This is a genomic window from Serratia sp. C2(1) (assembly GCF_036352655.1).
GTDB lineage: Bacteria > Pseudomonadota > Gammaproteobacteria > Enterobacterales > Enterobacteriaceae > Serratia > Serratia inhibens.
In genome coordinates this window covers 2,637,949-2,664,260 of sequence record NZ_JAZFBA010000001.1, presented here as the reverse complement: position 1 = coordinate 2,664,260, position 26,312 = coordinate 2,637,949, and the positions used below count along the sequence as shown (strand labels likewise).

Sequence of the window (26,312 nt, the reverse complement as noted above, 5' to 3'; positions counted from 1 at the left end):
GGAGTCGCTATGTTGCAAGTAAACGAACTGAATCAATACTACGGCGGCAGCCACATTCTGCGCGGCCTGTCGTTTGAGGCCAATATCGGCGAAGTGACCTGCCTGCTGGGGCGCAACGGCGTGGGCAAGACCACGCTGCTGAAATGCCTGATGGGGCTGATCCCGGCCAAGAACGGCACCATCCATTGGCAGGGCAGCGTGATCAACGGCAGAAAACCGCATCAGCGGGTGCAGGCGGGCATTGCCTATGTGCCGCAGGGGCGGGAGATCTTTCCACGCCTGACGGTGGAGGAGAATCTGCTGATGGGATTGGCGCGTTTTTCCGGTGCCGACGCACGCAGCGTGCCGGATAATATCTATGAGCTGTTCCCGGTGCTGCGGCAGATGAAGGATCGGCGCGGCGGCGATCTCTCCGGCGGGCAGCAACAGCAATTGGCGATTGGGCGCGCATTGGCCTGCCGGCCGCAGATGTTGATCCTCGACGAGCCGACGGAGGGGATCCAGCCTTCGGTGATCAAAGAGATTGGCGCAGTGATCAAACAGCTGGCGGCGCGCGGCGATATGGCGATCCTGCTGGTGGAGCAATTCTATGACTTCGCCGCCGAACTGGCGGACAGCTATTTGGTGATGTCGCGCGGCAGCATCGTGCAGCGCGGTGCCGGCAGCGCGATGGAGCAGGATGGGGTGCGCGGGCTGGTGGCGATCTAAATAATGGGCTGTGAGGGTTTTAGCAAGGAGGGGAGTTCTCCCCATTCCGATAGTGTGGCCTAAGGTAAGATGGGTTCTTAATATACCCTTTGAAAAGGAGATCTAAGGATAATTATGAACGAAATCACTCTGTCGCGCCTGTCTTGCATCGTCCTGTCGCTGTTCCCGGCCCTGTGGGGCATCTTCAGCCTGTTGAACAATACGGCAGATTTTGCCGGAACCGCCCGCCATGCCGTAGCGCCGCTGCTCAGTATGCAGGATACCTACCAGGTGCCTGGGCTGATGTGGCGCGCCATTACCGCACCCTGGGCCGGGGTGGTCGGGTTGGCGCTGATTACCCTGCTGGAATCCCTGGCCGGTATAACCGCAGCCTTTGGCATTGTGTTGATGGTGAAACATCTGGGCCACCCTTATGCGGCGTTTGCCAAAGGCAAGGCCTGGGCGATGCTGGGCGCGCTTTGCGCGATCGCAGTGTGGGGCCTCGGTTTTATGGTAATAGCCGGCGACTGGTTTATGGCCTGGCAGGCCAGGGACAACCCGCTGGCGGTGCAGTTGGGCGCGCTGCTGTATATGTTGCCCAACGCGCTGGCGTTGATGCTGTTGATGGTGCAACGGGACGCGCGCTGAGCCGGCAGCCAGGCGGGAGAGTGATTAAACTGCGGCAATCCTCGCGAAATTGTTGCCAAATGCTAACCTGCCGCCCACTGTCACATTTCGTTCATAACTGTGCCCTAGCATAATGTCTCTTAAATAAATTTATAACAAATCAACAGGTTAAAATTTTAGAGGGAAGGCACATGAGCGATAAACCGCATAACGATCTGCCGCCGGCTGCGGGCGACAACGAACAACAACCCGCTAACCCGGCGCGCCGCCGTTTTCTGGCGGGGGCGACGGCGTTGAGCGTCGGCGCCACCCTTGCGCCGCTGGCCAATGCTGCCGGTGACGGCAATAAGAAACTGCTGTTGAGCGGCCTGCCGGAAGGTGCGCAAAATCCGCTGCTGCGCCGCCATGTGAAAAACGTGGTGGTGATCTACGCCGAGAACCGCAGCTTCAATAACCTGTTCGCCAATTTCCCCGGCGTGGAAAAACCGCTGTCGGCGCTCAAGCCCGAAGAGTACCAGCAGCGCGATCGCGACGATCGGTTGCTGGATACGCTGCCGCCAATCTGGAAAGGGTTGGTGCCGAAGGCGCAGGAAGTCGGGCACGTTAATTACCGCATTGGCGAGGATGCGGTCTTCACCAATCAGTTGCCGAATCAGCCGTTTGTCTTGACCGGGCCGCAAGGGGAGAACCTGCCGCACGGCGTGGTGACGCGTGATCTGTGGCATGTGTTCTATCAAAACCAGATGCAGATCAACGGCGGTAAAAACGACAAGTTTGTCGCTTGGGCGGATTCCGGCGCGCTGACCATGGGCTACTACGGTGACGGTGCCTATAACCTGCGGCTGTGGACGCTGGCGCAGGAATTTACCCTGTGCGACAACTTTTTCCAGGGCGCCTTTGGCGGCTCCTTTCTCAATCATCAGTATCTGATCTGCGCCCGCCCGCCGTTTTACCCCGACGTACAAAACTCCATCGCCAAAGAGGGCATTGCCCAGCTTGAAAGCGATGACGTGGCCGACCCGCGCCTGAAGCCGCTGGGCGATTCGCCGGTCAGCGCGTCGTTCGGCATCCCGCTGTTTGGCAAGAGCCTGCTGACGCCGGACGGTTATGCGGTCAACACCATGGCGCCGCCGTACTGGCCATCGTGGACCCGGGATGAAAAAGACCCTACGCTGGCGGATGCCGCCCAGCCCAATGTGTTGCCGCCGCAAAAGCACCTGCACATCGGCGACCTGCTCAATCAGAAGGGCGTCGACTGGGCGTGGTACGCCGGTGGCTGGCAGTATGCGTTGGACAACCGCAAGGATCAGGGCGATTTCCCCGGCGCGCCGGACTTCCAGTATCACCATCAGCCATTCAACTACTTTGAAAACCTGGGGCCGGGCAACCCACAGGCCCGCGAAGCCCATTTGCGCGACGGCGGCATTGGCGACTCGCCGGCCACCAACGCCTTTTTGGCGGCGGTAGAGGCAGGCACGCTGCCGCCGGTGGCCTTCTACAAACCGCAAGGCAACCTCAATATGCATGCCGGCTATTCCGATGTGGAAGCCGGCGATCGCCATATTGCCCATATCATCAACAGCCTGCGCAATGGCCCGCAGTGGAGCGGCAGCGTGGTGGTGATCACCTTCGACGAGAACGGCGGCTGGTGGGATCACGTTGCGCCGCCGCAGGGCGATCGTTGGGGGCCGGGATCGCGCATTCCGGCGTTGGTCGTCTCGCCGTTCGCCCGCAAAGGCTATGTCGATCACAAGGTATACGATACCGGCTCGATCCTGCGCTTGATCAGCCGGGTATTCGATCTGCCGACGCTGGAAGGATTGGCAGAGCGCGATAAAGCGATGGCGGAACGCGGTCAAAAACCGCTGGGAGATTTGACCGACGCGCTGGAGTTTCCGGCCTGAAGATTGTATGGCGTAAGCGCTGCGATTACAGCGCCTTGTTCATATACCACAGGTCGATCGTGCCTTGCGCACTGGTGTAGCAGGTTTCGCCGCAGATCTTCAGCCCCTGACGCTGGTAAAAGCGTTGCGCGCTGGTGTTGCGCTGCAGCACCTCCAGCCACAGCATGGGTTGTTGCCTTTCAATAGCCCGTTGCTGTACCTGCTCAAAGAAAAGTTGGCCGTAACCCCGGCCGGCGTATTCCGGCAGGAAATAGATTTTCTGCAGTTCTGCGCCGGCGGTTTGCGTCGGCGCCAGCAGGCTGTTGAAATTCAGCCGCGCATAGCCCACCAGATCCTCGCCTTCATAACCCAACAGCCAGCAAATTTCCGCATCCTGCAGCGTGTTTTCTAACGCCTCAACCGCAAAGTCTTTCGCCAAAAAGGCGTCCAGTTCCTCTTGATACTGCCAAAGCTTGCCAAAATGTGCCTGATAGGTACGGGTGCCGATGTCATGCACCAGGGCGGCGTCGGCGAGGGTGGCCTGACGGACAGTGAACATGCGTTAGCCTCATGCGAAGTGAAGAGCGATAAGTATAGCGCGTTAGTTTTCAAGATGTTTAGGCGTTTCCCGGCGAAACCCCAGGCCGATGATGCGGCCAAACAGGCGCGGCAGCCAGCGGCTGTTGCCGACGCGGGTCATCAGGCTGGAGCCGCCGCCGGTGCGGCGTTTTTTCGGCCTGCGTTGGCTCATCTTGATCTGCAGGAATTGGGTGGCTTTGGTGGGGAAATTACGCCGGCGCTGTACCTGCTGCAGATGTTTCAGTTGCAGGCTGTGGCTGCGCAGCGGCGGGATAATGCTGTTGGCGGTGGCGACCGCATCCTGAATCGCCAGATTTACCCCGACGCCGCCAATCGGCGACATGGCGTGTGCGGCATCACCGATACACAGCACGCCGGGTTTGGCCCAGCTATCGAGTCTGTCGATACGAATGCTCAATAGCTTTACCTGTTGCCAGTCCTGGATGTCCTGCAGGCGATCGTCCTGAAACGGCGCCACTTCGGCGATGTGCAGTAAAAACTTTTCCAGGCCCTCTTGCTGAATTTCCGCAAAGCTGCCCTTATCGATAGAATATCCGCACTGCCAATATTCGCCCCGGTCGATCATGATGAAGTTCTGCTTCGGGCCGGTGTGGCCCATCGACCAGGCCGGGTCACCGGGTTTTTTATCGAGCTTCAGCCACAGTACATCGCGCGGCGAGCCAAACGCACGGCTGCTGAAGGCCGCCTGTTCGCGCACCACCGAGTTGCGCCCGTCGGTACCGACCACCAACTGGCAGCGCACGCGGATCGGGCCTTCGGGCGTATCCGCCAGCACGCCGCATACCTGACCGCGATCGTACAGCAACTGGTGCGCCTGCGCCGATTTGATCAGCGTGAATTCAGGAAAGGCCGCCGCCTTTTCTGCCAGAAAGTTGAGAAACTCCCACTGCGGCATGAACGCGATAAATTTGCAGCGCGTCGGCAGCCGGGTGAAGTCTGCCAGCGTGATATCGCGTCCGGCGATCTCGGCCTGCAGCCTTTCTGCGCGTTGGTGCGGCAACGCCAGCAACTCATCGAGCAGGCCAAGCTGATGCATGATTTCCAGCGTGGAAGGGTGGAGGGTATCGCCGCGAAAATCGCGCAGGAAATCGGCGTGCTTTTCCAGCACCGTTACGTTAATCCCCGCCCGCGCCAGCAGGTAGCCGAGCATCAGCCCGGCGGGACCGCCACCGACGATGCAGCAAGAGGTGGCGTAAGGTGTGACAGGCGACTGTGACATAGCGGTTGGCCCTGACGATCCGCGTCCTGCGGATCCTGATTGAATGAATTTATTTGATAATGATTATCAATATCAAGTCTGGCTGTCAACCCGTGGTACTGTGTGGTCAAAGGGGAGGGAAAGGTGGCCAACCCGGTAGCATTGGGTGCCGGGTTCCGGCGCCGGCGGCAATTCCCGCCACAGATGCAGCCGCACCAACTGCCAGGCGGCGGGATCGAACGCCACTATACTGGCCAGGGCGGCGGGATCGGCCTGCTGCTGCCGGCGCAACGCAGCCAGATCGCTGTAAGGTGCAATCGGCAGCGTTTGCCGTGTGGCGCAGGTGGCTTCGGCGAGCCTTTGGCGGTCAAAATCCGTCAGCCAGGGCAGCCAATGGGTCACCTGTGGCCAGCCGAAGGCCTGGCTTACCCCCCTGAACCCGTCGCCGGTCAGAAAATCGCTCATGCCGGCGCTGCTGTTCCACAGATAAAACGGCGCATAGAGATTTTCGCCGCTGTGCTCACCTTTCTGCGCATAGAGATAGGCTTTAATCAATAACTGCGGACAGTTATCCAGCAGGTGGCCAAAACGGCGGATGCGGTCGTGGATAATCGCCATATCGTAATCGGCGGGCAGGGCAAAGTTGTATTGCATGGCAAGCATGATGATTCTCCTGAAACATATTGACCCGGCGAGCATGACACGCCATCTTTATCAGTAAAATCGGCATTATTTTGACTAATGGTTCTTGAAAACAGGATGGTCAGTATGGGGCGAGTCACCTTCGATCTCGACGATCTGCGCAGTTACGTTACCGGCATTGAGTTGGGCAGCTTCGCCAGGGCGGCGGAACGGTTGGGGCGATCGACCTCGGCGGTCAGCGCGCACCTGAAAAAACTGGAGCAGCAGATCGGTGCGCCGATCTTGCGTAAATCCGGGCGCGGTATGGTGATGACCGAGGCCGGTGAAACGCTGCTGGGCTATGCCCGCCGGCTGCTGGAACTGAACGACGAGGCTGCCGCGGCGGTGCGCGGGCTGGATTTGCAAGGAACCGTGCGGCTTGGGCTGCAGGAAGATTTCGGTGAGACCTTTTTGCCCCAGGTGCTGGGCAGTTTTACCCGCGCCCATCCGAAGGTGCGCATAGAGGCGCGTATCGCCCGCAATGCGGAGCTGATCGACTGGGTGCTGAAAGGGCAGCTGGATTTGTCGCTGGCGTGGGACGGCGGCATCAGCACGCCGTTTCAGCAGGATTTGGGCCGCCGCATGATGCATTGGATCGCCTCGCCGAACTTCGATCTGAGCCAGTGGCAGGGCGGTGACGAACCCTTGCCGCTGGTGATGTTCGACGCCCCCTGCCTGATGCGCAGTGCGGCGACCAACGCGCTGGATCGTGCCGGTATCGCGTGGCGCATCGCCTTCACCAGCCGCAGTTTGAACGGCGTGTGGGCGGCGGTCAGCGCCGGGTTGGGCGTCACGGTACGCACCGATGCCGGGTTGCCATCGGGATTACTCCGCCTGGCCCCCGGTGCCTTGCCGGCGCTCAGCCACATCGGCGTGGTGCTGCACCGCGCCGAAGAAACCCCCTCTGCGGCTATTGGACGGCTGGCGCAGATCGTGGCCGAACGGATCGACGGTTAGTCTTGTTCGATCGGTTGGTTGCCGCTCAGCGCACCCCATTCGGTCCAGGCGCCGTCATACAGCTTCACCTGCGGTGCGTCGAGTGACAGCAGGCCAAACGCCAGCACCGCGGCGGTGACGCCGGAGCCGCAGCTGGTGACGATCGGCCCGTTGATATCCACCCCTTTATCGCTGAAGGTTTTCTTCAGCGCTTCCAGCGATTTGAAACGGCCGTTTTCCAATAGTTCGCCGTACGGAATATTGATGCTGCCGGGGATATGGCCGCGATGCAGTCCTGGACGCGGTTCTGGCGCTTCGGCGTAAAAACGCGGCGCGGCGCGGGCGTCCAAAATCTGTACTTCCGTGTTCAGCGCCTGCTCCACCTGTTGCATATTCACTACCGCATCGGCGTTGAAACGGGCGTCAAAGGTTTGGGGTTCAGGCTGTGCCGGGCCGGTCTCCAGCGCCTGGCCCAATGCAGCCCAACCGTTCAAGCCTTCGTCCAGCACGTAAACCCGCTGCGCGCCAAAGTTGCGGAAGGTCCACCAGCCGCGCGGTGCGGAAAACTGATTGCCCTCGTCATAAAACACGATGGTGTGTTTATCGTTGATGCCCAGCTTGCCCGCTGCCGCGCTGAATGCTTCCGCCGTCGGCAACATGTGCGGCAGGGCGGTGTTCTTGTCGGCTACGTCGTCGATATCGAAGTAGACCGCACCCGGTATATGGCCGCGTTCAAACTCGGCGAGCATATCCTTTTTCGGCACCAGGCCGACCGGGGACATCCTGACATCGACCACCACCAGATCTTCATCGTTGATATGCTGTGCAAGCCATTGTGGAGTAACCAGAAACGGAGAGTTCATCGCTATTGTTCGCCTGTCGTGAAAACGGATTTTCACTATACACCAGCGGGCGGGAGGATGAGGTAAGATGATTGGCAAACGGGCGGAGAATCATGAGGCGTAATGGACAACAACAGTTTCGGCGGCGCCAAAATCGCGCTGCTGTGCGGCGATAGTCTGCTGACCTATCGGCGTGACGACAAAACCGGTATCCCCTGGCCCGGCTGCTGGGATTTGCCCGGCGGCGGGCGCGAAGGCGATGAAACGCCGCTGCAATGCGTGCAACGGGAAACCTTCGAGGAATTTGGCCTGCGCATTGCCGCTCGGCAGGTGAGCCGGCAACAGCGCTATGAGGGTATTCTGGCCGGCTACCCAGCCACCTGGTTTATGGTGGGCGAAATCACGCCGGCGCAAATTGCCGCCATTCGCTTTGGCGATGAGGGGCAATGCTGGCAGATGATGGCCATCGACCGCTTTATCGCCCATCCGCAGGGCATTTCGCACCTGCAGCAGCGGCTGGCGGCGTATCTGCGCCGCTAGCTCTGCTCCACCGCCTCAACCCGGGCGATCAGCGCCGCTGCCGGGTTTGGTCTGGCCGCTGAATAGGCCTGATAGCTGTCTTCGGTCACAGGGGCGAAAGCGCGGGCAAACAGCCCGCGCGCGGCTTTAACATAGCAGAGTCATGTCGCCGATGGCAGCGCCAACCGGTTAATTTCAGCCGGTTCGACGATCAGCAGCGGCGTCGTACGTCGCGCAACCGCCAGCATCGCCAGCCCGAGCCTTTCGGTCGTGGTGACCTGATGGGGGAACAGCCGCAAGGCGCCCAGCCACAGCGGTTTAAACAGCGTATACAGCAAATGATAAGCACGGGTTTTGGACCGGATGCCGTGTAACGGAATGATAGCGCCGGGGCGGAACATCACCGCATGGAACGGCAACGCCAGCAGGGCGTTTTCGGTCGCCCCCTTGACCCTGGCCCACATGCTGCGGCCCTGTTCGCTGCTGTCGGTACCGGCGCCGGAAACGTAGATAAAAGTCATGGCCGGGTTCAGCCGCGCCAGTGGACGGGCGGCGGCCAGCGTCAGATCGTAGGTCACCGCGCGATAATCGGCTTCGCTCATCCCGAAGGACGAAACGCCGAGGCAAAACAAACAGGCGTCATAGCCGGCGAACTGCGGCTCCACCGCCGACAGGTCGTTGAGGGCGGGCATCGTCAACTGCCTGAGTTTGGCGTGGCTTTGCGCCAGCGGGCTGCGGCCGACGCTGAGCACTTCTGTGACCTGCGGGTCGAGCAGGCATTCGCGCAACGCACCCTGGCCGACCATACCGCTGGCTCCGAAGATTATCACTCTCATCATCTGTTCTCCTGACGGGCGGCCACTCGCCGGCTACGCCAACGGTTCGGCGTCTGCGATTCCCACTGCATAAAGGCGCGGCTGAACGAATTTAACTCTTCAAATCCCAGCACGAAGGCAATCTCGCCCGGCTCCAGATCGGTGTCTGACAGCAGATGACAGGCGGTGCGGTGGCGGGTTTTATCCAGCAATTGCTGATAGCTGTAACCCTGTTGTTGCAGCCGTCGTTGCAGGGTACGCGGGCTGACGTACAACTCGGCGGCCACGCTGTTCACGCTGGGCCGTTGCCCACGCATGCTGCGGGCGAGGATTTCCATCACCTGGGCGGGCAGGCTGTCATCCTGCCGCGCCCTGGCCAGCTCGGCTTCCAGCCCGGGCAGCAACACGGCCAGTCTGTCCTGGTTATAGGTAATAAACGGCTGCTTCATCAGTGCGCGGTCGAACACCAGCACGTCCAGCGGCGCGTTGAAATGGATTGGGCAGGAAAAATAGCGCAGCAGCGGGGAGGCGGGATCCTGGCGGCGCGTCAGCTCGATCGCCCGGGGTTGGATCGCCATGCCGGTGCCACGGCGGCACAGGGCAGTGATGTAGGCGAACATGGTATCAATCAGCAGCTCGGGGGCGTGGCCTTCGGCCATCAGCCAGCGGGTATGCAGCCGCACGCCGTTGCCGTCTTCCGTCAGCATCAGCTCCTCCGGGCATACCAGCCGCTTATAGCGGGCTACCTTTTGCAAGGCTTCCCCCAAGGTGGCGGAATGCAGCGCCGCGACCGAGGCGATATCGTAGTGCTCCGGCGCCACGTCGCCGCCGAGGCGCAGACCGAATGCGGCGTCATTGGTCAGCCTGGCGAGTGCGCGCCAGATTTCAAAATACTGGTGGGTGGAAAGCCTGACCTTTTCGCGCCCGTCGCTGAGCAACCCGCAGGGAAGGCCGGCCAGTTGGCTAACCTGTTCAATATCCACCCCCAACGCCGCGAAGCGAACCGCCAGCGCGTTGGAAATCGGAATTTGATCGCTGCTCATGATGATTCCTTTGGCTGCCTGTGAAGAAAGGCTCCAGTGTAAAAGGTTAGGGCAAACGCGGATAATCCGATTGCGACAAGCTTTAACCCCGCTGCGCGAGGGCGCTTTCAATGCCGGCTACCGGCGGCAACAGGAGGCTTTGGATGGTCTCGCCGACCCGGCGAACCGCCTGCTCGATTTCTGGCGTCAGTTTCGGGGCGTAGTTGATGCGCAGACAGTTACGGTATTTGCCGGAGGCGGAAAAAATGCTGCCGACGGCGATCTGCACGCCTTGTTGCTCCAGATAGCGGTTCAGCCGCAGGGTATCAAATTCGTCGTCCAGCTCAATCCACAGCATGAAACCGCCGCGCGGCTGGCTGACGCGGGTGCCGGGCGGGAAATATTTCATGATCCAACCGGTCATCCGATCGCGGTTTTGTTGGTAGCGGGTACGCATGCGCCGCAGATGCTGCAGGTAATGGCCGTGGCGAATAAAGTCGGCAATCGCCAATTGCGGTTGGGTGGCGGTGGAGCCGGTGCCGATATATTTCATGTGCAACACGCGCTCCAGATAGCGGCCGGGGGCAATCCAGCCGATGCGCAGGCCGGGGGCCAGCGTTTTGGAAAAGGAACTGCACAGCAACACGCGGCCATCGTCGTCGAAGGACTTGATGGTGCGCGGCCGCGGATACTGGTAAGCGATATCGCCATAGACGTCATCTTCGATGATCGCCACATCATGGCGCTGCGCCAGCGTCAGCAAGCGCTGCTTGCGTGCCTCGGGCATGATGTAGCCCAGCGGGTTGTTGCAGTTGGGCGTCAGCAGAATTGCCTTGATTGGCCACTGGTCCAGCGCCATTTCCAGCGCTTCCAGGCTGATGCCGGTCAGCGGATCGGTAGGGACTTCCAGCGCTTTCATGCCCAGCCCTTTCAGCGTTTGCATGGTGCCGTGAAAACAGGGGGAGTCCACCGCCACAATGTCCCCCGGCTGGCACACGGCGCGCAGCCCGGCGGACAGCGCCTCATGGCAACCGGTAGTGATCACCAACTGGTCGGCGCTTATCTGGCAGCCGGAATCCAGCAGCAGACGGGCGATTTGCTCACGCAAGCCCATCACGCCCTGAATATTGTCGTAATACAGGCTGCGCAGATCGCCGTGGCGGCCCATATGCCCCAGCGCCTTCATCAGCGGTTTCAGCGTCGGTTCGCTGATATCCGGCATGCCACGCCCCAGCTGTATCAGATCTTCACGTGGCTTGTTGCGGATCAGATCCAGCACCTGCTCCCACTGCGAAATATCCACCGGTCGTTGTACCGGGCGGGTGACGGCGGGCAGCTCGGCCAAAGTGCGCAGCCCCCGCACGAAATAGCCCGATTTCGGCCGCGCTTCCACCAGTTGGCTCTCTTCCAGCAGGCGATAAGCCTGTTGCACCGTGCTGATGCTGACGCCGTGTTCCTGGCTCAGCGTACGTACCGACGGCAGGCGATCGCCGGCCGGATAAAGCCCCTGTTCGATGCGTTGGCTAAGGATGGCGGCCAGCGTGGCGTAGCGTGTCATACAGATACCCAAAATGAGAGTGAATGGGAAAATAACCGGCACAGATGGGATTAAATTAGACCATTCAGATACGCAGAGACAGCTTTTGTATGGAAAAAATACCCCCAGCTTGAATCTGTACCCTTTTTCACCCGCGCCGCATCATGAACGTCGAGGCTAAACCGAAGGAGAACGTAATGATGACCCTGTTTGCAGATGGCGCACCGGTGCGGAGCCGGTTATTCTTTTTCCGTTGGCGTTTGTACCTGCAACGCCACCGCACGCGTAAATCGCTGTTGCTGCTGGATGACGCGCAGTTGGCGGATATCGGTCTGACGCGCGCCGATGCGCGGCGGGAAGGGCGTAAACCTTTTTGGCTGGAATAATAAGGAAACGGTATGCTGAAGTTATTGGGTAAGGCGTCATCGATTAACGTGCGCAAGGTGTTGTGGACCTGTCATGAACTGGAAGTGGCATTGCAGCGGGAGGATTGGGGCAGCGGTTTTCGCTCCACCCAGGAACCGGCGTTTTTGGCGCTGAATCCCAACGGGTTGGTGCCGGTACTGATCGACGGCGAGCGGGTGCTGTGGGAATCCAATACGATTTGCCGCTACCTGGTGGGCCGTGAAGGGCGACAGGATCTGCTGCCGCTGGAGCCGGGCGCGCGGGCCGGGGTTGAGATGTGGATGGACTGGCAGGCTACCGATCTGAACAACGCCTGGCGCTATGTGTTCATGTCGCGGGTGCGTCAGGATGCCGCTTATCAGGATCAGGCCCGGTTGGCGGACGCCGAAAGGGAGTGGAACCGGCTGATGGGCATACTGGAACAGCATCTGGCGCAGGGGCAGGCTTATATGGCCGGCGCGGCTTTTAGCCTGGCGGACGTGGTGATCGGGCTGTCGTTGAACCGCTGGTTGATGACGCCGTTCTCGCGCCCGGATTACCCGAGTCTGAATGCGTATCTGCAGCGGCTTAAACAGCGGCCGGGGTTCTTGCTGTATGGCGCCAACGGTTTGCCGTGATATGAAATAAAATATTCATTTTATCCGCTCGTTCTTCACCGCCGGATGCAGCGTAACGCGATCGCCGTGCCGTTGCATCATGGTCTGCAGGGTTTCATGAACGGCATCACGGATATGAGTTTTATTTTTCCTTTGGCTTGTCATTGAAATTTATATTCCATATAACCTTGTCTCAGATGGCGCGTTTCATTAAGCGGCGCGCCGGCCACATGACGGATATCGGCAGGGGAGAAGGTGATGAAACAGGTACGCGTTGGGTTAATCGGCACCGGCTACATTGGGCGTTGCCACGCTATTGCTTATGCGCAGGCGGCCACGGTATTTCCACTGAAAGGCGAACTGGTGCTGGAAATGCTGGCGGAAGTGACGCCGGAGCTGGCGCAACAGCGCGCCGCCGAATTTGGTTTCTCACGCTCTACCGGCGACTGGCGGCAGTTGGTTGCGGATCCGGCTATAGATGTGGTGGATATCTGCGCGCCAAACTTCCTGCACAAGGAGATGGCGCTGGAGGCGATCCGCCACGGCAAGCATGTTTATTCCGAAAAACCGCTGGCGCTGGACGCCAACGATGCCGCCGAAATGGTGCAGGCCGCCCGCGCCAAAGGGGTTAAAACGCTGGTGGGTTTCAACTACATGAAGAACCCGACCAGCCAGCTGGCGCGCGAAATTATCGCCAACGGCGAGATTGGCGAGGTGGTGCATTTCTACGGCACCCACAATGAGGATTATCTCGCCGATCCGCGTACCCCGATAGACTGGCACTGCCGCAAGGCCAGCGCCGGATTGGGCGCGCTGGGGGATCTGGCGGCGCATATCGTCAACATGGCGCATTACCTGGTGGGCGATATCGTGGCGGTCTCCGGCGACATGCAGACCATCATCAAACGGCGGCCGGATGCCAAAGACCCGACGGTGATGCACGACGTGGAAAACGAAGATCAGGCCAGTGCGCTGGTGCGTTTTGCCGGTGGCGCCATGGGCACTATCGAAACCTCGCGCATTGCCTGCGGGCGCAAGATGGGGCTGACCTACGTAGTGACCGGCACCAAAGGTACGCTCAGCTACACCCAGGAGCGGATGGCGGAACTGAAGCTGTATCGTCATGACGAACCGGCAGAGCGGCAGGGCTTCAAAACGCTGCTGGTGGGGCCGAAGCACCCGGACTACGCGGCGTTTTGCATCAGCGCCGGGCACGGCATCGGTTTTAACGATCAGAAAACCGTGGAGATCCGCGATCTGGTCAACGGCATTGCCGCCGGCGATCGCATGTGGCCGGATTTCGAGGAAGGCTGGAAAGTCTCCTGCGTGCTGGATGCGATAGCCGCCTCCGCCGAGCAGCGCCGCTGGCTCGATATCAATCGCGACTAGGCGGCGGGTTATGGCGCACTCAGGCTGAAGGCGCCATGGCTTAGGATGTTAATCAGCTACCAACTTCATAAGCTACCAACTTAATAAGCTGTTAAGTTGGTAGCTTGATATAATTGAAGCGCCAGGCATGAACAATCGAACGCGCCCCAAGCCGCCGACGGCGTAACCCCCCCCCCCTCAATGCCAATCCGGGCTAATGCCCATTCGCTGCTCTCCTGGCAGACGGCCTAGTGGCGGATGAGCCATTGATGAAAGACGCGGGTCACGATCGGCATCCAGAGGAAAACCACCAGGGCGACCACGGTAGCGTCATTGAGAAAATGGCCGGGCAGCGTGCCGCCCAATTGCGGCAGCAGCTTGCCCCAGAACCAGGGCACCAGATTGGTGGAGGGGAAGATCACCAGCAGGGTGATCAAAAACTGTTTCCACTTGGCGGGGGGCCGGGTCGTGGCGCTCGGCGGCGTGAACCAGAATTCCGCGCCGGGGCGAATATCTACGTGGTCGTCTTCCAGCAACAGCGGCGCCACTTCTTCGATGTATTTCTTGCGCAGCGGCGAGTTGTTCCACTGGTTCAAATTGTCGATGCTGTCGAAACGCACCAATATCGTATAGACCTGCTCGCTGCCGGTCGGGCGGATCACGTTAACGCCCAGGTGGCCGGCGAAGCCGGCGGCTTCCGGCATAATACGTTTCAGCCAGGCCTCGTAGGCCTGTTCCTGACCCGGGGCCAGACGATGAGTGATCACTAACGTGACGTGCTGCTGATGAACCATTAAGTCAACTCCCAAAAAACCCTGGCGTGCAGCCGGGGCAGAAGATTATTTTGCCGCGCGTGCCGGAGCAGGAGGCACCGGCGCGTCAGTGCCGCGGTGGTCGCGCATCAGCGCCATCACGGCGTCGTAGGTTTCTTTGTGCGCCCAGTTACGTTGATATTCCAACAAGACCTGCTGCCAGGTTACCGGAGCGGCCCCCGCCTGGATCAACGGTGCGATCGCGCGCTCATGCACATCGTCCGAGGTGCCGCCGGAGGTATCGGTAACCAGGTAAACTTCGTAACCGGCTTCCAGCGCCATCAATGCCGGGAAGGTCAAACCCGTTTCGCTCCACAGTGCGGATATCACCAGTTTCTTGCGGCCGGTGGCCGCAATGGCTTTGATGAAAGCGGCGTCTTCCCAGGCGTTCATTGAGGCGCGTTTAAGGGGGGCGATGTCAGGGCGAACTGCCAGCAGTTCCGGCCAGATATCGCCGCTGAAACGCTCGGTTTCGACCGCGCTGAATACAGTGGGAACGTTAAAAATCTTGCTGGCTTTGGCCAGACCGACAGCGTTGTTTTTCAGTAGCCGGCGATCAATATTAGTCACGCCAAAGGCCATCTGCGGCTGGTGGTCGATAAAAATCAGTGCAGAGTTATCTTTATCAAGTAATTGAAATTCAGACATGATTTACTTTCCCAATCCTACTGCGAATTAATCGCTGTAATGCAAAGCCGATAAAATGCAGGGTAGACAGGGGCCGATTTCAAAGATAGCGCAGAATTTTTGCCATCTTGTTGAGTTTTTTTATACACGGGGGAATGCGGTGAGACTAAACCTGGAAGCGTTACTGATTTTGGATGCGCTGGATCGGCACGGCTCGTTCGCCGCTGCGGCTTCGGCACTGTTCAAAACGCCATCGGCGTTGAGCTATATGGTGCAAAAACTGGAGAGTGACCTTGAGATTACCCTGCTTGACCGTTCCGGCCACCGGGCGAAATTCACCGATACCGGCAAACTGATGTTGGAAAAGGGCCGGGTGCTGCTGCGGGCGGCGCAGGATCTGGAACAGCAGGCGCGCTATGTGGAAAACGGCTGGGAGAGCGAGATCACGCTGGGCATTGACGCCTCCTTCCCGTTCGAACGGCTGCTGCCGCTGATTGACGAGTTTTATCGGCACCATCATCATACCCGCCTCACCTTTAGTCATGAAGTGTTGGCCGGCTCCTGGGAGTCGCTGGTTTATGGCTGCGCGGACATTATTATCGGCGCTATTTGTGAACCGCCGTCGCGCGTCGGCTATGCTTTCAGTCAATTGGGCCGGCTGGATTACGTGTTTGCCGTGGCCCCGCAGCATCCGCTGGCGGCGCTGGCCGAGCCCTTGCTGAAGGCCGATATCCGGCAGCACCGGGCCGTGGTGGTGCGCGATACCTCGCGAGTGAATGCACCGCAGAACCTGAATATCCTCGAGGAGCAAGATCAACTGACGGTCTTTGGCTTTGACGCCAAACTGCGGGCGCAGCTTCGTGGTCTTGGCTGCGGTTATCTGCCGCGCTACCTGGCCGAACCTTACCTTAAAAGCGGCGAACTGGTGGCGAAAAGCGTCGAAGCGGAACGTTGCAGCGATATCGCCTATTTTGGCTGGCGTGAAAGCGCCACCGGCCTGGCGGCAAAATGGTGGCGCGAACGGTTGCAGCAGTATGCCGATGCCGGGGACGCGTACCCCGCAGAGTGAAACCGAGTACGCGTTATTGTGTACAGGTACTCGGCTCTGCCGATAGTGGGGCTTACGCCGGCGTTAGTCAGGCAGGTGGATTTCCGCTTTCATAAAGGTGACGGCCTGGCCCTCGATCGTGACTCTGCTTTCCTTTAATTCGCACACCAAATGGCCTCCCCGCACGGAGGCCTGGTAGGCAGAAAGTTGGGTCTTGCCGAGGCGGGCGGCCCAGAAGGGAACCAGTGTGGCATGTATCGAGCCCGTCACCGGATCTTCAGGAATACCGGCACCAGGGACAAAGTAGCGCGACACGAAGTCATAATCTTTGCCTTCTGCCGTGATCACCACGCCGACCGGCCCGAGTTCCGCCAGCTTATTGAGGTCGGGTTGGTAACCTATGACCGCCTCTTCGTCTGCCAATACCACGAAAATATTCTCGAAACTGCGGAAGTGGCTGACGGCCAACTCACTGAACAGCGGGGCGATAGCGGCCGGAAGCTGGGAGAGAGGTTCCGGGGGAATGCAGGGTAAATCCAACAGATAGCCGTTTTCCATTGCGTCCACCTTCAACTGGCCCACCCGGGCGGAAAACGACAAGGTTCCCGCGATACCGTATTCGGTTACCAGTATATGCGCAGCGGCCAGCGTAGCGTGGCCGCAGAAATCGACTTCCAGGGTCGGCGTAAACCACCGGAGATCCCAACCCGCCTTGCCGGGTTTAACAAAAGCCGTTTCCGCAAGATTGTTTTCTGCGGCGATGGCCTGCATGAGGCTATCCGGCAGCCAATCATCAAGAACCAGCACCGCAGCAGGATTGCCGCCGAACACCCGTTCAGAAAAGGCGTCAACCTGGTACATTTTGTGGCGCATCGGTCATCCTCTCGTTTCGTTTTTTGGTCATTATATTGTAATTTTACGTTCAGTATTAGAGATGATATTTGATGGGGCCGCATAAAAAATGCGGCGATCGTGAGAAAGCGTCACTATCGCACTGCCGGATAAAAACGTCCCTTGCCCCTTGGCATTTTTCCGCCAATAGTTGTCGCGGGTCTTTCTTTGATTAGCGTTTTTTGATGCATGGCAAAAGGAAAATCGGGTAATGAAAGGTGAACATCGGTACGACGTGGCAGTGAACTGGGAAGGCAATCTGGGCGCAGGTACGCCGGATTACAAATCTTACGGCCGCGATCATCGCATCAGCGCCGCAGGCAAGGCGGATATTGCCGGTTCCGCCGACCCGGCTTTTCGCGGCGACGCCGCCCGCTGGAACCCGGAGGATCTGCTGGTGGCGTCAGTCAGCGCCTGCCACAAACTTTGGTATCTGCACCTGTGCGCCACGTCGGGGATTTCGGTGCTGGCCTATCAGGACAACGCCGTCGGCATCATGCGCGAAGACGCCCAGCGCGGCGGGTTCTTTACTGCGGTTACGCTACGCCCGCGGGTAACGGTGCGGGACGGCGACGATCTGCAACTGGCGCAGCAACTGCATGAAAAAGCACACCACCTGTGCTTTATCGCCAACTCGGTCAATTTCCCTATCGAATGTCAGCCGCAGGCCGTTTACGCAAATAGCTGATTTTTAACTTTGCTTTACCGCTTTCGTTATTTTGAGCGCCCATGCGGCTCGCAGATACTGGGGAAAATCTCCCACAGCGAGCCGCAGCATGTCTTCAACCCAACGCCACAGCCACTATTTGCATTCTGCCCAGCGCAGCTGGATCCGGCAGCTTAAACGGCGTTGGTACTGGCGCCTGGAGCTGCCGACCTGGGGCATTATGGCGGCAGTCTACGGCGGCTGGTTTGGCGTGGCGCAGCACTGGCAGACGCTGGGGCCGTGGCTCGGCACACCGCTGCTGATCCTGCAGACCACCTGGTATATGTCGCTGCAACATGAACTTATCCACGGCCACCCAACGCGCTGGCCGCGACTCAATCAGCTGTTTGGGCTGTTGCCGCTGGCGATCTGGTATCCCTATGGTCTGTATCGCGATTCGCATATTCAGCACCACCGCAACGAACACCTGACCGATCCGCATGAAGATCCCGAAAGCTATTATTTCAGCCAGGCCCAATGGCAGCGTTTCCCTCGGCTGTTTCCGCTGTTGGCGAAAGTGCGCAATACGCTGGCCGGGCGCATTACGCTTGGCCCGGCGCTGGATATCGCCGCCACGCTGGTCAATGCACTGAAGGCTATTGCCGCCGGCGAACTGCGTACGCTGGCGATGTGGCTGGTACATCTGCTGCTGCTGGCGGCGGTGCTGGGGTGGCTGCAACAACGGGGCATTGGCGCGGCGTTTTATCTGTTGGCCGTCAGTTACCCGGCGCTGGCGCTGACCAAGGTGAGATCGTTTTTTGAGCACCGCGCCGTTGAAGCTCCGCAGGCACGTTCTATTATTAATGAGGCGGCGTGGCCGTGGCGGCTGCTGTTTCTCAATCTGAACTATCATTTAGTTCATCATGACCTGCCCGGCTTGCCGTGGTACGGTTTACGGGAAGTGTATCTGGCGGAGCGCGGCGCGTATCGGCAGCGTAGCCAGGGGTTTGTGGTGCAGGGCTATGGCCAATGGGTGAGCGACTACGCGTTTACTCCGGTTGCCGTTGAGGTTCACCCTTTCAGCGGCGGTGAGGTGCCGGCGGCGCACCAGGGCGAATATGACGCCTGGCCGGCAGAGACATTGATTGCGCGATGGAAGCGCGCTTCTCAGGATTTTCCAATCGATCTGGCCAAATAGCCGGAAAACACACAACAAGAGGAAAAAGTATGGCTATCACCCCATCACGTGGACGTTTCTTTGCTCTGGCGTTGACCTTGCTCGCCGCGAGCGTCGGCGTGGCGCAGGCGGCCGATACGGTGCGCGTCGGCTCCAAAATCGACACCGAAGGCTCGCTGCTCGGCAACATCATTGTGCAGGTGCTGGAATCCAACGGCATCAAAACCACCAACAAATTGCAGCTCGGCACCACCAAGGTGCTGCGCGGGGCGATCACCTCCGGCGAAATTGACGTCTACCCGGAATACACCGGCAACGGCGCATTTTTCTTCTCCGACGAAAAAGACCCGGCATGGAAAAATGCCCAGGCCGGTTTCGAGAAGGTGAAGAAACTCGATTATGACAAGAACAAAATCGTCTGGCTGGCTGCCTCGCCGGCCAACAACACCTGGACTATCGCCATCCGTCAGGACGTGGCGGATGCCAACCACCTGAAAACCCTGGCCGACCTGGGCAAGTGGATCAACGGCGGCGGCAAATTCAAGCTGGCGGCTTCGGCGGAGTTTATCGAACGCCCGGATGCGCTGCCGGCGTTCCAAAATGCTTACGGCTTTAAACTGAATCAGGATCAACTGTTGTCGCTGGCCGGCGGCGATACCGCCGTGACCATCAAGGCGGCGGCGGAGCAAACCTCCGGCGTGAATGCGGCAATGGCCTACGGCACCGACGGCCCGGTGGCGGCGCTGGGGCTGCAAACGCTGGAAGATCCAAAAGGCGTGCAGCCGATTTATGCGCCGGCGCCGATTATCCGCGAGGCGGCGTTGCAACAGCACGCCAATATCGCCGAATTGCTGAAGCCGGTATTTGCCTCGCTGGATGGCCCGACGCTGCAGAAACTCAATGCGCAGATCGCGGTGGAAGGCCAGGATGCCAAACAGGTTGCGGCCGCTTATCTGAAAGAGAAAGGATTTGTTAAGGGATAATGCCGATCTTTCCCCTCTCCCTTTGGGAGAGGGGCGGGATACGGCCCACCAGATATGGAGCCGGAGAGTTTCTTTGATTATTGCCGTAAAAAACCGCGTTTTACTGACATTGCTTATCCTGTTGCTGCTGGCCGCATTTGGCCTGCCGTTTCTCAGCTATGCCCCCAATCGCCTGCTGTCGGGCAAGCCCATTTCCCTGATCTCCCTGCTGCATGGCCCGGCGTTGTGGCTGTTGGCGCCGATGCTGGTGCTGGCGGCGCTTAGCCTGTTGGCGCCGAGCAGGCGCAATGCCTTGCTCACCGCGCTGGCCGCTTCGGCATTGCTGACGCTGGCCTTCTGGCTGAGCGGCCATGCCGCGCAACAACTGGCGCAGGAAGGCTCCAAACTGGCGCGCACTTCCTGGGGCAGCGGTTGCTGGTTGATATTGGCGCTGAGCCTGCTGATGGCCGCAGACGCCATGACGCGACTCGCCGCCTCGCACCTGTGGCGTATCCTCGGCAATCTGCTGGTGCTGCTGCCTGCGGTGGCGCTGCTGTTTGGGCATCGGTTGGATCAGCTTTCACTGCTGAAGGAGTACTACAACCGGCAGGAGGTATTTGACGCCGCGCTGTTGCAGCACCTGGCCATTCTGCTGGCGACGCTGGTGCCGGCGCTGTTGATTGGCGTGCCGCTCGGGGTGCTGTGTTTCCGTTCACGCCGCTGGCAAACGCCGATTTTCTCGACCCTGAACATTATCCAGACCGTGCCCTCGATTGCGCTGTTTGGCCTGCTGATAGCGCCTTTGGCCGGGTTGGCGACGGCGGTGCCGTGGCTGGCGGAGCACGGCGTCAGCGGCATCGGCATGGCGCCGGCGATCGTTGCGCTGGTGCTGTATGCCCTGTTGCCGCTGGTGCGCAGCGTGGTGGCCGGGCTGCAAAGCGTGCCGGCCAGCGTGATCGAGTCTGCCCGCGGCATGGGTCTGACGCGCGGGCAGATTTTCTTCCGCGTGCAGTTGCCGTTGGCATTACCGCTGTTTTTGACCGGCGTGCGCATTCTGGCGGTGCAAACCGTCGGCATGGCGGTGGTGGCGGCGTTGATCGGTGCCGGGGGGTTTGGCGCCATTGTCTTCCAGGGCCTGCTCAGCAGCGCGCTGGATTTGGTACTGCTGGGGGTGATCCCGGTGATCGTGATGGCGGTAATCGTCGATTCGCTGTTTAAATTTATGGTTTCATTATTGGAAGTTTCACGCCGATGATTCACTTTACTCAGGTCAGCAAAATTTTTCAGGGCAAGCCGGCGGTGGACGACCTTACGCTGCAGATTGCCGAGGGCGAATTTGCCGTACTGATCGGCACCTCGGGTTCCGGTAAATCCACGACGTTAAAAATGATCAACCGGCTGATCGAACACGATCAGGGCAAGATTTATTTTGCCGGCGAAGAGATCCAGAAATTCAAACCTCAGGACCTGCGCCGCCGGATGGGGTATGCCATCCAGTCGATCGGGCTGTTTCCGCACTGGACGGTGGAGGAGAACATCGCCACCGTGCCGCAACTGCTGAAATGGCCGCGAGCGCGCATCCGCGACCGGGTGACCGAGCTGCTGGAGCTGCTGCACCTGGAGCCGGATCTGTTCCGCCGCCGCTACCCGCACCAGCTTTCCGGCGGGCAGCAGCAGCGGGTTGGGGTGGCGCGCGCGCTGGCCGCCGATCCTGAGGTGCTGCTGATGGATGAGCCTTTCGGTGCGCTGGATCCGGTAACGCGTGCGGCGCTGCAAACGGAGATCGCGCGCATTCATCATCTTTCCGGACGCACCATAGTGCTGGTGACGCACGACATCGACGAAGCGCTGGCGCTGGCGGACCGCATCGTATTGCTCGATCAAGGGCGCATTGTGCAGCAGGGCACGCCGCTGGAACTGCTGACCGCGCCGGCCAACGATTTTGTCCGCGATTTCTTTGGCCGCAGCGATCGCGGCATCAAGCTGCTGTCGCTGGGAACGGTGGCGGAGCGTGTGCGCCCCGGCCGTGCTGACGGCGAGCCGATCGCTGCCGCCATGAGCCTGCGCGAAGCCCTGTCGGTGTTTGTGGCGCGCGGCAGTGAACGTTTACCGGTGGTGGGCGAACAGGGCGAAGCGCTCGGCGTGCTGCATTTCAACGATCTGATTAGCCAAAAGGCGCTGTCATGAGTGCGCAGCGCTCCACGCGCTGGCTGCGCGATCCGCTGCCCTGGACCTTTGCTTTGCTGCTGGCGCTGGTGTTTGGCATGAATCATTTGCACGGGCTGTTCGCCGCCTGGTTCCCCGATCTGGACCGGCCGATCTACCAGCAAGACAGCTTTATCTCGCTGGTGTGGGCACACCTGTTGCTGGTGGCGGTTTCCAGCCTGATCGCTGTGGTGATTGGCGTAGCGGCCGGGATTGGCGTGACCCGTCGGGCCGGCAAGGAGTTCCGCTCGCTGGTGGAAACCCTGGTGGCGGTCGGTCAGACCTTCCCGCCGGTGGCGGTGCTGGCGATTGCCGTGCCGGTGATGGGTTTTAGCGAGCAACCGGCGATTATTGCCTTGGTGCTGTATGGCCTGCTGCCCATCTTGCAGGGGACGCTGGCGGGGATTGAATCGGTGCCCAGCGCCACGCGCGAGATTGCGCAGGGGGTGGGGATGAACGCCAGGCAGATCTTGTGGCGCGTCGAGCTGCCGCTGGCGGCGCCGGTGATTGTCGCCGGCATCCGCACGTCGGTCATCATTAACATCGGCACGGCGGCGATCGCCTCCACCGTGGGCACCAAAACGCTGGGTTCGCCGATCATCATCGGCCTGAGCGGTTTCAATACCGCTTATGTCATTCAGGGGGCGGCGGTGGTGGCCTTGCTGGCGATCATCACCGACATGCTGTTTGAGCGCTGGGTGCGCTATCTCACCGCCTGGCGTCAGCAGACGCCGGTAGATTCTTCAGCGGGGTAAGGAACATGAAGCAGGTATCTTTGCCGATGTACGGCGTTACGCATCAACCGGCCGAGGCCTTTTGGCAGGTGCTGCGCGAAAAACTTCAAGATTTGGGGCTGGCGGATTTGCCGCCGCAACTGAGCTGGCCGCAAGATTTGGCGCGGCATTGGCAGCAGGACGATGTCCTGCTCAGCCAGACCTGCGGTTATCCGCTGGTCAGCAGCCTGCCGCAGGTACAGTTGGTCGGCACTTATCACTATCGCGTCGAAGGTTGCGAGGGGCCGGAGTACAGCAGCTGGTTGGTGGTCCGCGATGATGAGCGGGGCGAAAGCCTGGCGGATTTTCGCGGCCGGGTAGCGGCCTATAACAGCACAGATTCGCAGTCTGGCCATAACAGCCTGCGCGCACTGATCGCGCCTTTGGCGCAAGACGGAAAATTCTTTCGCGCCGCCATCGCTTCCGGCGCGCATTATCAATCGATCAAACTGATCCAAAACCGCGAAGCGGACATTGCGGCCATCGACTGCATCAGCCTGGAATTGCTCAAACGGGCGCAACCGCAGGCACTGACGGGGTTGAAAATTATTGGCCGGACGGCCGTCGTTCCCGGGTTGCCGCTGATTACCTCTGCGCATACGCCGCCGGAACAGCTGGAAATATTGCGTGCCGGGGCGAAGGCGATGGTGGGAGAGGCGGTGAGCGACAACCTGTTGATCGGCGATTTCACGCTGGTACCCCGTTCGGCGTATCAAAAAATCACTGCGCTGGAACAACAGGCCGCCGCGCTGGGGGTGACGGCGCTGTAGGCGTTCCCCACTTGGGCGAGCTGGCGGGTTAAAACTATTTTTACATACAAAAAACCACATGTGATAGTGGTCGACGCTGTGAGTGTGCCGGGCGGCGATTGCCGCCAGTCGAGAGGTGTAAACCCGCTTTTAGCGGAAATCGCCGTACTGAAATACATTGACGTTGGCGGGAAGGGGTTACCGCTTTTGTCTCATTCTTCCAGCAATCTCTATACCGAAATTATCCTGCACTTTGTAATGCACAACCGCACGATAGCGAACATTATTAATATGCAGTTAACTTATTGCGATATCTGTCGCTCAAGTATCATGAACGGTAATTTACTCATCTTTTATTTTTACTATTTCTCCTTTTGAGTTGGCTATATATCTTTTACCATCGAAAGAAAAAAAAGGTTCTTCATTGTTAAATTTGTAAATTGTCATGTATCTTTCTTTTTCTATACAGTTTTTAACTGCTTTCATATTGTCAAAGCACAATCTGTCAGACTTGCCTTCTTCTTTATATCCATCGCCAAAATCCCAAAAAATAATAGTAAAGCTTCCATCGCGATCTGGTCTTGGGGCTCCGTATCGATTTTTTAGCATGTCTTTATTTTTAAGCCACCAGGCTATTCTCCCTCTATCAGTAAATGGGAAATTATTAACCAATATAGAACTGATTTCATGTCGTTGATGAACGGCTATGATTTCTACCGTACGCTGCGATAACCAGAGGAAGTATCCTGACGGAGCACAGATAGCCAGCATCAGGACAAAGAGAATTTTTTTATTTTTTGCTTTCATTACGTCTCCCGGTTATTTCTACAGTAGCTTCCATATTGGTCATAAAGGGTTTAAAGCCAAACTGATTGTATCTCTGAAGAACAAACCAGATACGGAAAAAACGGAACTGGTTAAATTTAAATTTTGAAATATCGTCACTATCCAGGCCGAAATGATCCTGTACTTTGTAATGTACCATCGCACGGTAGTGATCATTATCAATATGCAGTGATTTTATTGTGATATGTGTAGCCCAAATATCATGAACAGTGATACCCATCCCGTTAAAATTATCCTCAGATCTGTCAAATTTAGGCAGCTTACTAAAAAGAATGGCGTCTTTTAGTTTTTGATTTTTTTCTGCGGGATAACATTTTTCCTCCCAGTCTATATTCTTATCTAGCACTGTTTTCAACAACAGCCGTGAGCTATTATCTGGCGATCTATCGTTAAGTATCTGCTCTTTCAAAGCAGCGTCCAGGTGCATACTAGTGAATACAGAGCCGTTGCTGCTTTGCATATGGGTGATCATTTTCTCGATCAGGTGTTTGTAGGGACCATATATGGCAAAAGACTGAGAGAGATGGCGAAACTCATTGAACAATATTTTGGCACACTCCTGCCGGGTGATTTTCTCGCCCTTTTCACGGGATCCATGAAGCATCAACTGTGGCTGGTTAAATGGGGTGATGCTTGTCAGCGTGTAAGGATTCACTTGGGCAGAAACATCCACCAGTCGGAAATGCGTTTTTAGCTGCGTTTCGGATAAGTCCCCATAACGCATATCCTCTGCGCCATAATCGTCCATTTGCCTTTTGGTCTTGAATATAGTGCAGGGAAACTCTAATGCAGACATGGTGATACATTCCTTGTATTGCAGTCCATTGGGTTTTCACAAGGGGATAATACGTTGTGAAATGTGGCGGTGTAAATGTTGCGCAATTCTTCTGGCCTGGATTCGGATTTTTGCCCGTTTCCGCTCAAAGGGAAAAAAGGTATTACCGTTATGCTCCTGAGCCATCATCAAAATGCTACGCATCACCTTTCAGGTTTCCGGCAATATCTTGTGCAATGCTACCGGCGTACCAAAAAATCACCGCGCTGGGGGTGACGGCGCTGTAGGCGTTCCCCCAGGCGGCGCTTGCCAAATTTACAGCAGGCCGCCCCCGTCGATGTCAATCACGCTGCCGGTGATAAAGCCGTTTTCCATTGCCAGCAGATACCCTGCCGCCACGTCCGCCGCCTGGCCGACGCGCCCGACCGGCAGCCCGGCGCCGATTTTGGCGAACATCGCCTGCCGCTGTTCGGCGCCAAGGGCATCGTAAGCTTCGGTGACGGTAATGCCGGGGCTGACCACGTTGACCCGTCGCGGCGCCAGCTCTTTCGCCAACTGTTTGCCCATCGCCTCCAGCGCTGCATTGATGCCGGTTTTAATCAGCTGCCCGCTGAGGTATTTGCGCGACAGCTGGCCAGAGGTCAGAGTGATGGAGCCCTGCGGCGACAAGGTAGGCAGTGCCGCCTGTATGGCGCGCAGTGCGCCCCACAGTTTGACGTCAAAACTGGCCTGCGCTTCGTCAAAATCCGTATCCGCCAGCAGTTTGGCCTGTACGACCGGCCCGGCGGTGAACACCAGATGATCGAATTCGCCGACCTCGGCGAACAGCGCACGCAGCGAAGCTTCGTCGGTGACGTCCGCCTGCATCACCCGCAGGCTGCCGCCGGCGGTGGGTTGATAGTGTTGCATGCACCCAGTGCGGCGTGAGGCCAGCACCACGCTGGCACCGCTTGCCACGGCGGCGTAAGCCACCGCTGCGCCGATACCGCTGTTACCGCCGATGATCACCAGTTTTTGCCGGTTCAGGGGAGAAGAAGAGAGGGTCATGATAGTGCCTCGATTGCCATGAATGTCGATGTTATCTA

30 protein-coding genes and 1 pseudogene are annotated in these 26,312 nt (G+C 58.7%); 16 read left to right on the top strand and 15 right to left on the bottom strand.

What is annotated here, in order from left to right; all coding sequences use genetic code 11:
- Positions 1 to 9 precede the first annotated feature (9 nt).
- The 3 genes from urtE (at position 10) to acpA (ending at position 3,218) form a co-directional block, all read left to right on the top strand.
- Complete coding sequence (gene urtE, locus V2S86_RS12480) at positions 10 to 708, top strand: urea ABC transporter ATP-binding subunit UrtE (RefSeq protein ID WP_330762672.1); 699 nt, start codon at positions 10 to 12, stop codon at positions 706 to 708.
- 114 nt (positions 709 to 822) lie between these two features.
- The gene (locus V2S86_RS12475; RefSeq protein WP_330762671.1) at positions 823 to 1,335 is read left to right on the top strand and encodes a DUF2165 family protein; all 513 of its coding nucleotides are present in this window, start codon (positions 823 to 825) and stop codon (positions 1,333 to 1,335) included.
- A gap of 170 nt (positions 1,336 to 1,505) precedes the next feature.
- The gene (acpA, locus tag V2S86_RS12470) at positions 1,506 to 3,218 is read left to right on the top strand and encodes an acid phosphatase (protein ID WP_330762670.1); all 1,713 of its coding nucleotides are present in this window, start codon (positions 1,506 to 1,508) and stop codon (positions 3,216 to 3,218) included.
- A 25-nt stretch (positions 3,219 to 3,243) separates the two neighbouring features.
- Here acpA and V2S86_RS12465 read toward each other — a convergent pair whose 3' ends face one another.
- From V2S86_RS12465 to V2S86_RS12455, 3 genes are all read right to left on the bottom strand, one after another.
- The gene (locus V2S86_RS12465) at positions 3,244 to 3,756 is read right to left on the bottom strand and encodes a GNAT family N-acetyltransferase (RefSeq protein ID WP_330762669.1); all 513 of its coding nucleotides are present in this window, start codon (positions 3,754 to 3,756) and stop codon (positions 3,244 to 3,246) included.
- A 42-nt stretch (positions 3,757 to 3,798) separates the two neighbouring features.
- Positions 3,799 to 5,016 (bottom strand): FAD-dependent oxidoreductase, encoded by a 1,218-nt coding sequence (locus V2S86_RS12460; protein ID WP_330762668.1) that lies wholly within the window; start codon positions 5,014 to 5,016, stop codon positions 3,799 to 3,801.
- A 72-nt stretch (positions 5,017 to 5,088) separates the two neighbouring features.
- Positions 5,089 to 5,658: a DUF4865 family protein gene (locus V2S86_RS12455; protein WP_330762667.1), complete on the bottom strand. Its 570-nt coding sequence runs from the start codon at positions 5,656 to 5,658 to the stop codon at positions 5,089 to 5,091.
- 105 nt (positions 5,659 to 5,763) lie between these two features.
- Here V2S86_RS12455 and V2S86_RS12450 point away from each other — a divergent pair, with 105 nt between their 5' ends.
- Complete coding sequence (locus V2S86_RS12450) at positions 5,764 to 6,633, top strand: LysR substrate-binding domain-containing protein (RefSeq protein ID WP_330762666.1); 870 nt, start codon at positions 5,764 to 5,766, stop codon at positions 6,631 to 6,633.
- Here V2S86_RS12450 and sseA read toward each other — a convergent pair.
- Positions 6,630 to 7,475 (bottom strand): 3-mercaptopyruvate sulfurtransferase, encoded by an 846-nt coding sequence (gene sseA, locus V2S86_RS12445; RefSeq protein WP_330762665.1) that lies wholly within the window; start codon positions 7,473 to 7,475, stop codon positions 6,630 to 6,632. The two genes, V2S86_RS12450 and sseA, sit on opposite strands and share 4 nt — an antisense overlap.
- Before the next feature lie 102 nt (positions 7,476 to 7,577).
- On the opposite strand from sseA, the gene V2S86_RS12440 reads away from it, so the two are divergent.
- Complete coding sequence (locus V2S86_RS12440) at positions 7,578 to 7,994, top strand: NUDIX hydrolase (protein ID WP_330762664.1); 417 nt, start codon at positions 7,578 to 7,580, stop codon at positions 7,992 to 7,994.
- 140 nt (positions 7,995 to 8,134) lie between these two features.
- Here the strand turns inward: V2S86_RS12440 and V2S86_RS12435 are convergent, their stop codons facing one another.
- The 3 genes from V2S86_RS12435 to V2S86_RS12425 all read right to left on the bottom strand — a co-directional run bounded on the left by V2S86_RS12435 (position 8,135) and on the right by V2S86_RS12425 (position 11,368).
- Entirely contained in the window at positions 8,135 to 8,809 is a 675-nt protein-coding gene (locus V2S86_RS12435; protein WP_330763195.1) for an epimerase, read from the bottom strand.
- Positions 8,809 to 9,831, bottom strand: a complete 1,023-nt coding sequence (locus V2S86_RS12430) for an AraC family transcriptional regulator (protein ID WP_330762663.1) — start codon at positions 9,829 to 9,831, stop codon at positions 8,809 to 8,811. The genes V2S86_RS12435 and V2S86_RS12430 overlap by 1 nt, the downstream gene beginning before the upstream one ends.
- A gap of 82 nt (positions 9,832 to 9,913) precedes the next feature.
- Complete coding sequence (locus V2S86_RS12425; protein ID WP_330762662.1) at positions 9,914 to 11,368, bottom strand: aminotransferase-like domain-containing protein; 1,455 nt, start codon at positions 11,366 to 11,368, stop codon at positions 9,914 to 9,916.
- 176 nt (positions 11,369 to 11,544) lie between these two features.
- On the opposite strand from V2S86_RS12425, the gene V2S86_RS12420 reads away from it, so the two are divergent.
- Together V2S86_RS12420 and V2S86_RS12415 are read left to right on the top strand one after the other, a co-directional pair.
- Positions 11,545 to 11,733 (top strand): DUF1127 domain-containing protein, encoded by a 189-nt coding sequence (locus V2S86_RS12420; protein WP_330762661.1) that lies wholly within the window; start codon positions 11,545 to 11,547, stop codon positions 11,731 to 11,733.
- Positions 11,734 to 11,745: 12 nt separating this feature from the next.
- A complete protein-coding gene (locus V2S86_RS12415; RefSeq protein WP_330762660.1) occupies positions 11,746 to 12,369 on the top strand; it encodes a glutathione S-transferase family protein in 624 nt (207 codons plus the stop codon).
- Positions 12,370 to 12,384: 15 nt separating this feature from the next.
- Here the strand turns inward: V2S86_RS12415 and V2S86_RS12410 are convergent, their stop codons facing one another.
- Complete coding sequence (locus V2S86_RS12410; protein WP_330762659.1) at positions 12,385 to 12,513, bottom strand: hypothetical protein; 129 nt, start codon at positions 12,511 to 12,513, stop codon at positions 12,385 to 12,387.
- A 93-nt stretch (positions 12,514 to 12,606) separates the two neighbouring features.
- Between V2S86_RS12410 and V2S86_RS12405 the strand changes: the two genes are divergently transcribed.
- Complete coding sequence (locus V2S86_RS12405; protein ID WP_004942141.1) at positions 12,607 to 13,737, top strand: Gfo/Idh/MocA family protein; 1,131 nt, start codon at positions 12,607 to 12,609, stop codon at positions 13,735 to 13,737.
- A 227-nt stretch (positions 13,738 to 13,964) separates the two neighbouring features.
- On the opposite strand, the gene V2S86_RS12400 is transcribed toward V2S86_RS12405, so the two are convergent.
- On the bottom strand, positions 13,965 to 14,510 hold the full coding sequence (locus tag V2S86_RS12400) for an antibiotic biosynthesis monooxygenase (protein WP_073438909.1): 546 nt from the start codon (positions 14,508 to 14,510) through the stop codon (positions 13,965 to 13,967).
- A 45-nt stretch (positions 14,511 to 14,555) separates the two neighbouring features.
- On the bottom strand, positions 14,556 to 15,176 hold the full coding sequence (locus V2S86_RS12395; protein WP_330762658.1) for a hydrolase: 621 nt from the start codon (positions 15,174 to 15,176) through the stop codon (positions 14,556 to 14,558).
- A 139-nt stretch (positions 15,177 to 15,315) separates the two neighbouring features.
- On the opposite strand from V2S86_RS12395, the gene V2S86_RS12390 reads away from it, so the two are divergent.
- Positions 15,316 to 16,224, top strand: coding sequence for a LysR substrate-binding domain-containing protein (locus V2S86_RS12390; RefSeq protein WP_330762657.1), 909 nt, complete (start codon positions 15,316 to 15,318; stop codon positions 16,222 to 16,224).
- 63 nt (positions 16,225 to 16,287) lie between these two features.
- Here V2S86_RS12390 and V2S86_RS12385 read toward each other — a convergent pair whose 3' ends face one another.
- Entirely contained in the window at positions 16,288 to 17,076 is a 789-nt protein-coding gene (locus V2S86_RS12385; RefSeq protein WP_330762656.1) for a PhzF family phenazine biosynthesis protein, read from the bottom strand.
- 229 nt (positions 17,077 to 17,305) lie between these two features.
- Between V2S86_RS12385 and V2S86_RS12380 the strand changes: the two genes are divergently transcribed.
- From V2S86_RS12380 to V2S86_RS12350, 7 genes are all read left to right on the top strand, one after another.
- Complete coding sequence (locus V2S86_RS12380) at positions 17,306 to 17,782, top strand: OsmC family protein (protein WP_330762655.1); 477 nt, start codon at positions 17,306 to 17,308, stop codon at positions 17,780 to 17,782.
- 88 nt (positions 17,783 to 17,870) lie between these two features.
- On the top strand, positions 17,871 to 18,938 hold the full coding sequence (locus V2S86_RS12375) for a fatty acid desaturase (RefSeq protein ID WP_330762654.1): 1,068 nt from the start codon (positions 17,871 to 17,873) through the stop codon (positions 18,936 to 18,938).
- 29 nt (positions 18,939 to 18,967) lie between these two features.
- Positions 18,968 to 19,900, top strand: a complete 933-nt coding sequence (osmF, locus tag V2S86_RS12370) for a glycine betaine ABC transporter substrate-binding protein OsmF (protein ID WP_330762653.1) — start codon at positions 18,968 to 18,970, stop codon at positions 19,898 to 19,900.
- A gap of 73 nt (positions 19,901 to 19,973) precedes the next feature.
- Positions 19,974 to 21,134: an ABC transporter permease gene (locus tag V2S86_RS12365; protein ID WP_330762652.1), complete on the top strand. Its 1,161-nt coding sequence runs from the start codon at positions 19,974 to 19,976 to the stop codon at positions 21,132 to 21,134.
- Complete coding sequence (locus tag V2S86_RS12360; RefSeq protein ID WP_330762651.1) at positions 21,131 to 22,066, top strand: ABC transporter ATP-binding protein; 936 nt, start codon at positions 21,131 to 21,133, stop codon at positions 22,064 to 22,066. The genes V2S86_RS12365 and V2S86_RS12360 overlap by 4 nt, the downstream gene beginning before the upstream one ends.
- Positions 22,063 to 22,839 carry an ABC transporter permease gene (locus V2S86_RS12355; protein ID WP_330762650.1) on the top strand — a complete coding sequence of 259 codons (777 nt, stop codon included), beginning with the start codon at positions 22,063 to 22,065 and terminating at the stop codon, positions 22,837 to 22,839. The genes V2S86_RS12360 and V2S86_RS12355 overlap by 4 nt, the downstream gene beginning before the upstream one ends.
- A 5-nt stretch (positions 22,840 to 22,844) precedes the next feature.
- Positions 22,845 to 23,627, top strand: a complete 783-nt coding sequence (locus V2S86_RS12350) for a phosphate/phosphite/phosphonate ABC transporter substrate-binding protein (protein WP_330762649.1) — start codon at positions 22,845 to 22,847, stop codon at positions 23,625 to 23,627.
- Positions 23,628 to 23,834: 207 nt separating this feature from the next.
- On the opposite strand, the pseudogene V2S86_RS12345 reads toward V2S86_RS12350, so the two are convergent.
- The 4 genes and pseudogenes from V2S86_RS12345 to V2S86_RS12330 all read right to left on the bottom strand — a co-directional run.
- Positions 23,835 to 23,948, bottom strand: a pseudogene (locus V2S86_RS12345) (DUF3289 family protein); the annotation flags it as partial.
- Positions 23,949 to 24,413 (bottom strand): DUF943 family protein, encoded by a 465-nt coding sequence (locus V2S86_RS12340; protein WP_330762648.1) that lies wholly within the window; start codon positions 24,411 to 24,413, stop codon positions 23,949 to 23,951.
- A complete protein-coding gene (locus V2S86_RS12335; RefSeq protein WP_330762647.1) occupies positions 24,397 to 25,248 on the bottom strand; it encodes a YPO3983 family protein in 852 nt (283 codons plus the stop codon). The genes V2S86_RS12340 and V2S86_RS12335 overlap by 17 nt, the downstream gene beginning before the upstream one ends.
- Before the next feature lie 294 nt (positions 25,249 to 25,542).
- On the bottom strand, positions 25,543 to 26,274 hold the full coding sequence (locus V2S86_RS12330) for an SDR family oxidoreductase (RefSeq protein ID WP_330762646.1): 732 nt from the start codon (positions 26,272 to 26,274) through the stop codon (positions 25,543 to 25,545).
- Between the last annotated feature and the right edge of the window lie 38 nt (positions 26,275 to 26,312).

What these genes read in the sequence shown, in the direction of transcription:
- urtE (WP_330762672.1), top strand. Translation starts at nt 10, where the DNA reads ATGTTGCAAGTAAACGAACTGAATCAATACTACGGCGGCAGCCACATT.
- V2S86_RS12475 (WP_330762671.1), top strand. Translation starts at nt 823, where the DNA reads ATGAACGAAATCACTCTGTCGCGCCTGTCTTGCATCGTCCTGTCGCTG.
- acpA (WP_330762670.1), top strand. Translation starts at nt 1,506, where the DNA reads ATGAGCGATAAACCGCATAACGATCTGCCGCCGGCTGCGGGCGACAAC.
- V2S86_RS12465 (WP_330762669.1), bottom strand. Translation starts at nt 3,756, where the DNA reads ATGTTCACTGTCCGTCAGGCCACCCTCGCCGACGCCGCCCTGGTGCAT.
- V2S86_RS12460 (WP_330762668.1), bottom strand. Translation starts at nt 5,016, where the DNA reads ATGTCACAGTCGCCTGTCACACCTTACGCCACCTCTTGCTGCATCGTC.
- V2S86_RS12455 (WP_330762667.1), bottom strand. Translation starts at nt 5,658, where the DNA reads ATGCTTGCCATGCAATACAACTTTGCCCTGCCCGCCGATTACGATATG.
- V2S86_RS12450 (WP_330762666.1), top strand. Translation starts at nt 5,764, where the DNA reads ATGGGGCGAGTCACCTTCGATCTCGACGATCTGCGCAGTTACGTTACC.
- sseA (WP_330762665.1), bottom strand. Translation starts at nt 7,475, where the DNA reads ATGAACTCTCCGTTTCTGGTTACTCCACAATGGCTTGCACAGCATATC.
- V2S86_RS12440 (WP_330762664.1), top strand. Translation starts at nt 7,578, where the DNA reads ATGGACAACAACAGTTTCGGCGGCGCCAAAATCGCGCTGCTGTGCGGC.
- V2S86_RS12435 (WP_330763195.1), bottom strand. Translation starts at nt 8,809, where the DNA reads ATGAGAGTGATAATCTTCGGAGCCAGCGGTATGGTCGGCCAGGGTGCG.
- V2S86_RS12430 (WP_330762663.1), bottom strand. Translation starts at nt 9,831, where the DNA reads ATGAGCAGCGATCAAATTCCGATTTCCAACGCGCTGGCGGTTCGCTTC.
- V2S86_RS12425 (WP_330762662.1), bottom strand. Translation starts at nt 11,368, where the DNA reads ATGACACGCTACGCCACGCTGGCCGCCATCCTTAGCCAACGCATCGAA.
- V2S86_RS12420 (WP_330762661.1), top strand. Translation starts at nt 11,545, where the DNA reads ATGATGACCCTGTTTGCAGATGGCGCACCGGTGCGGAGCCGGTTATTC.
- V2S86_RS12415 (WP_330762660.1), top strand. Translation starts at nt 11,746, where the DNA reads ATGCTGAAGTTATTGGGTAAGGCGTCATCGATTAACGTGCGCAAGGTG.
- V2S86_RS12410 (WP_330762659.1), bottom strand. Translation starts at nt 12,513, where the DNA reads ATGACAAGCCAAAGGAAAAATAAAACTCATATCCGTGATGCCGTTCAT.
- V2S86_RS12405 (WP_004942141.1), top strand. Translation starts at nt 12,607, where the DNA reads ATGAAACAGGTACGCGTTGGGTTAATCGGCACCGGCTACATTGGGCGT.
- V2S86_RS12400 (WP_073438909.1), bottom strand. Translation starts at nt 14,510, where the DNA reads ATGGTTCATCAGCAGCACGTCACGTTAGTGATCACTCATCGTCTGGCC.
- V2S86_RS12395 (WP_330762658.1), bottom strand. Translation starts at nt 15,176, where the DNA reads ATGTCTGAATTTCAATTACTTGATAAAGATAACTCTGCACTGATTTTT.
- V2S86_RS12385 (WP_330762656.1), bottom strand. Translation starts at nt 17,076, where the DNA reads ATGCGCCACAAAATGTACCAGGTTGACGCCTTTTCTGAACGGGTGTTC.
- V2S86_RS12380 (WP_330762655.1), top strand. Translation starts at nt 17,306, where the DNA reads ATGAAAGGTGAACATCGGTACGACGTGGCAGTGAACTGGGAAGGCAAT.
- V2S86_RS12375 (WP_330762654.1), top strand. Translation starts at nt 17,871, where the DNA reads ATGTCTTCAACCCAACGCCACAGCCACTATTTGCATTCTGCCCAGCGC.
- osmF (WP_330762653.1), top strand. Translation starts at nt 18,968, where the DNA reads ATGGCTATCACCCCATCACGTGGACGTTTCTTTGCTCTGGCGTTGACC.
- V2S86_RS12360 (WP_330762651.1), top strand. Translation starts at nt 21,131, where the DNA reads ATGATTCACTTTACTCAGGTCAGCAAAATTTTTCAGGGCAAGCCGGCG.
- V2S86_RS12355 (WP_330762650.1), top strand. Translation starts at nt 22,063, where the DNA reads ATGAGTGCGCAGCGCTCCACGCGCTGGCTGCGCGATCCGCTGCCCTGG.
- V2S86_RS12350 (WP_330762649.1), top strand. Translation starts at nt 22,845, where the DNA reads ATGAAGCAGGTATCTTTGCCGATGTACGGCGTTACGCATCAACCGGCC.
- V2S86_RS12340 (WP_330762648.1), bottom strand. Translation starts at nt 24,413, where the DNA reads ATGAAAGCAAAAAATAAAAAAATTCTCTTTGTCCTGATGCTGGCTATC.
- V2S86_RS12335 (WP_330762647.1), bottom strand. Translation starts at nt 25,248, where the DNA reads ATGTCTGCATTAGAGTTTCCCTGCACTATATTCAAGACCAAAAGGCAA.
- V2S86_RS12330 (WP_330762646.1), bottom strand. Translation starts at nt 26,274, where the DNA reads ATGACCCTCTCTTCTTCTCCCCTGAACCGGCAAAAACTGGTGATCATC.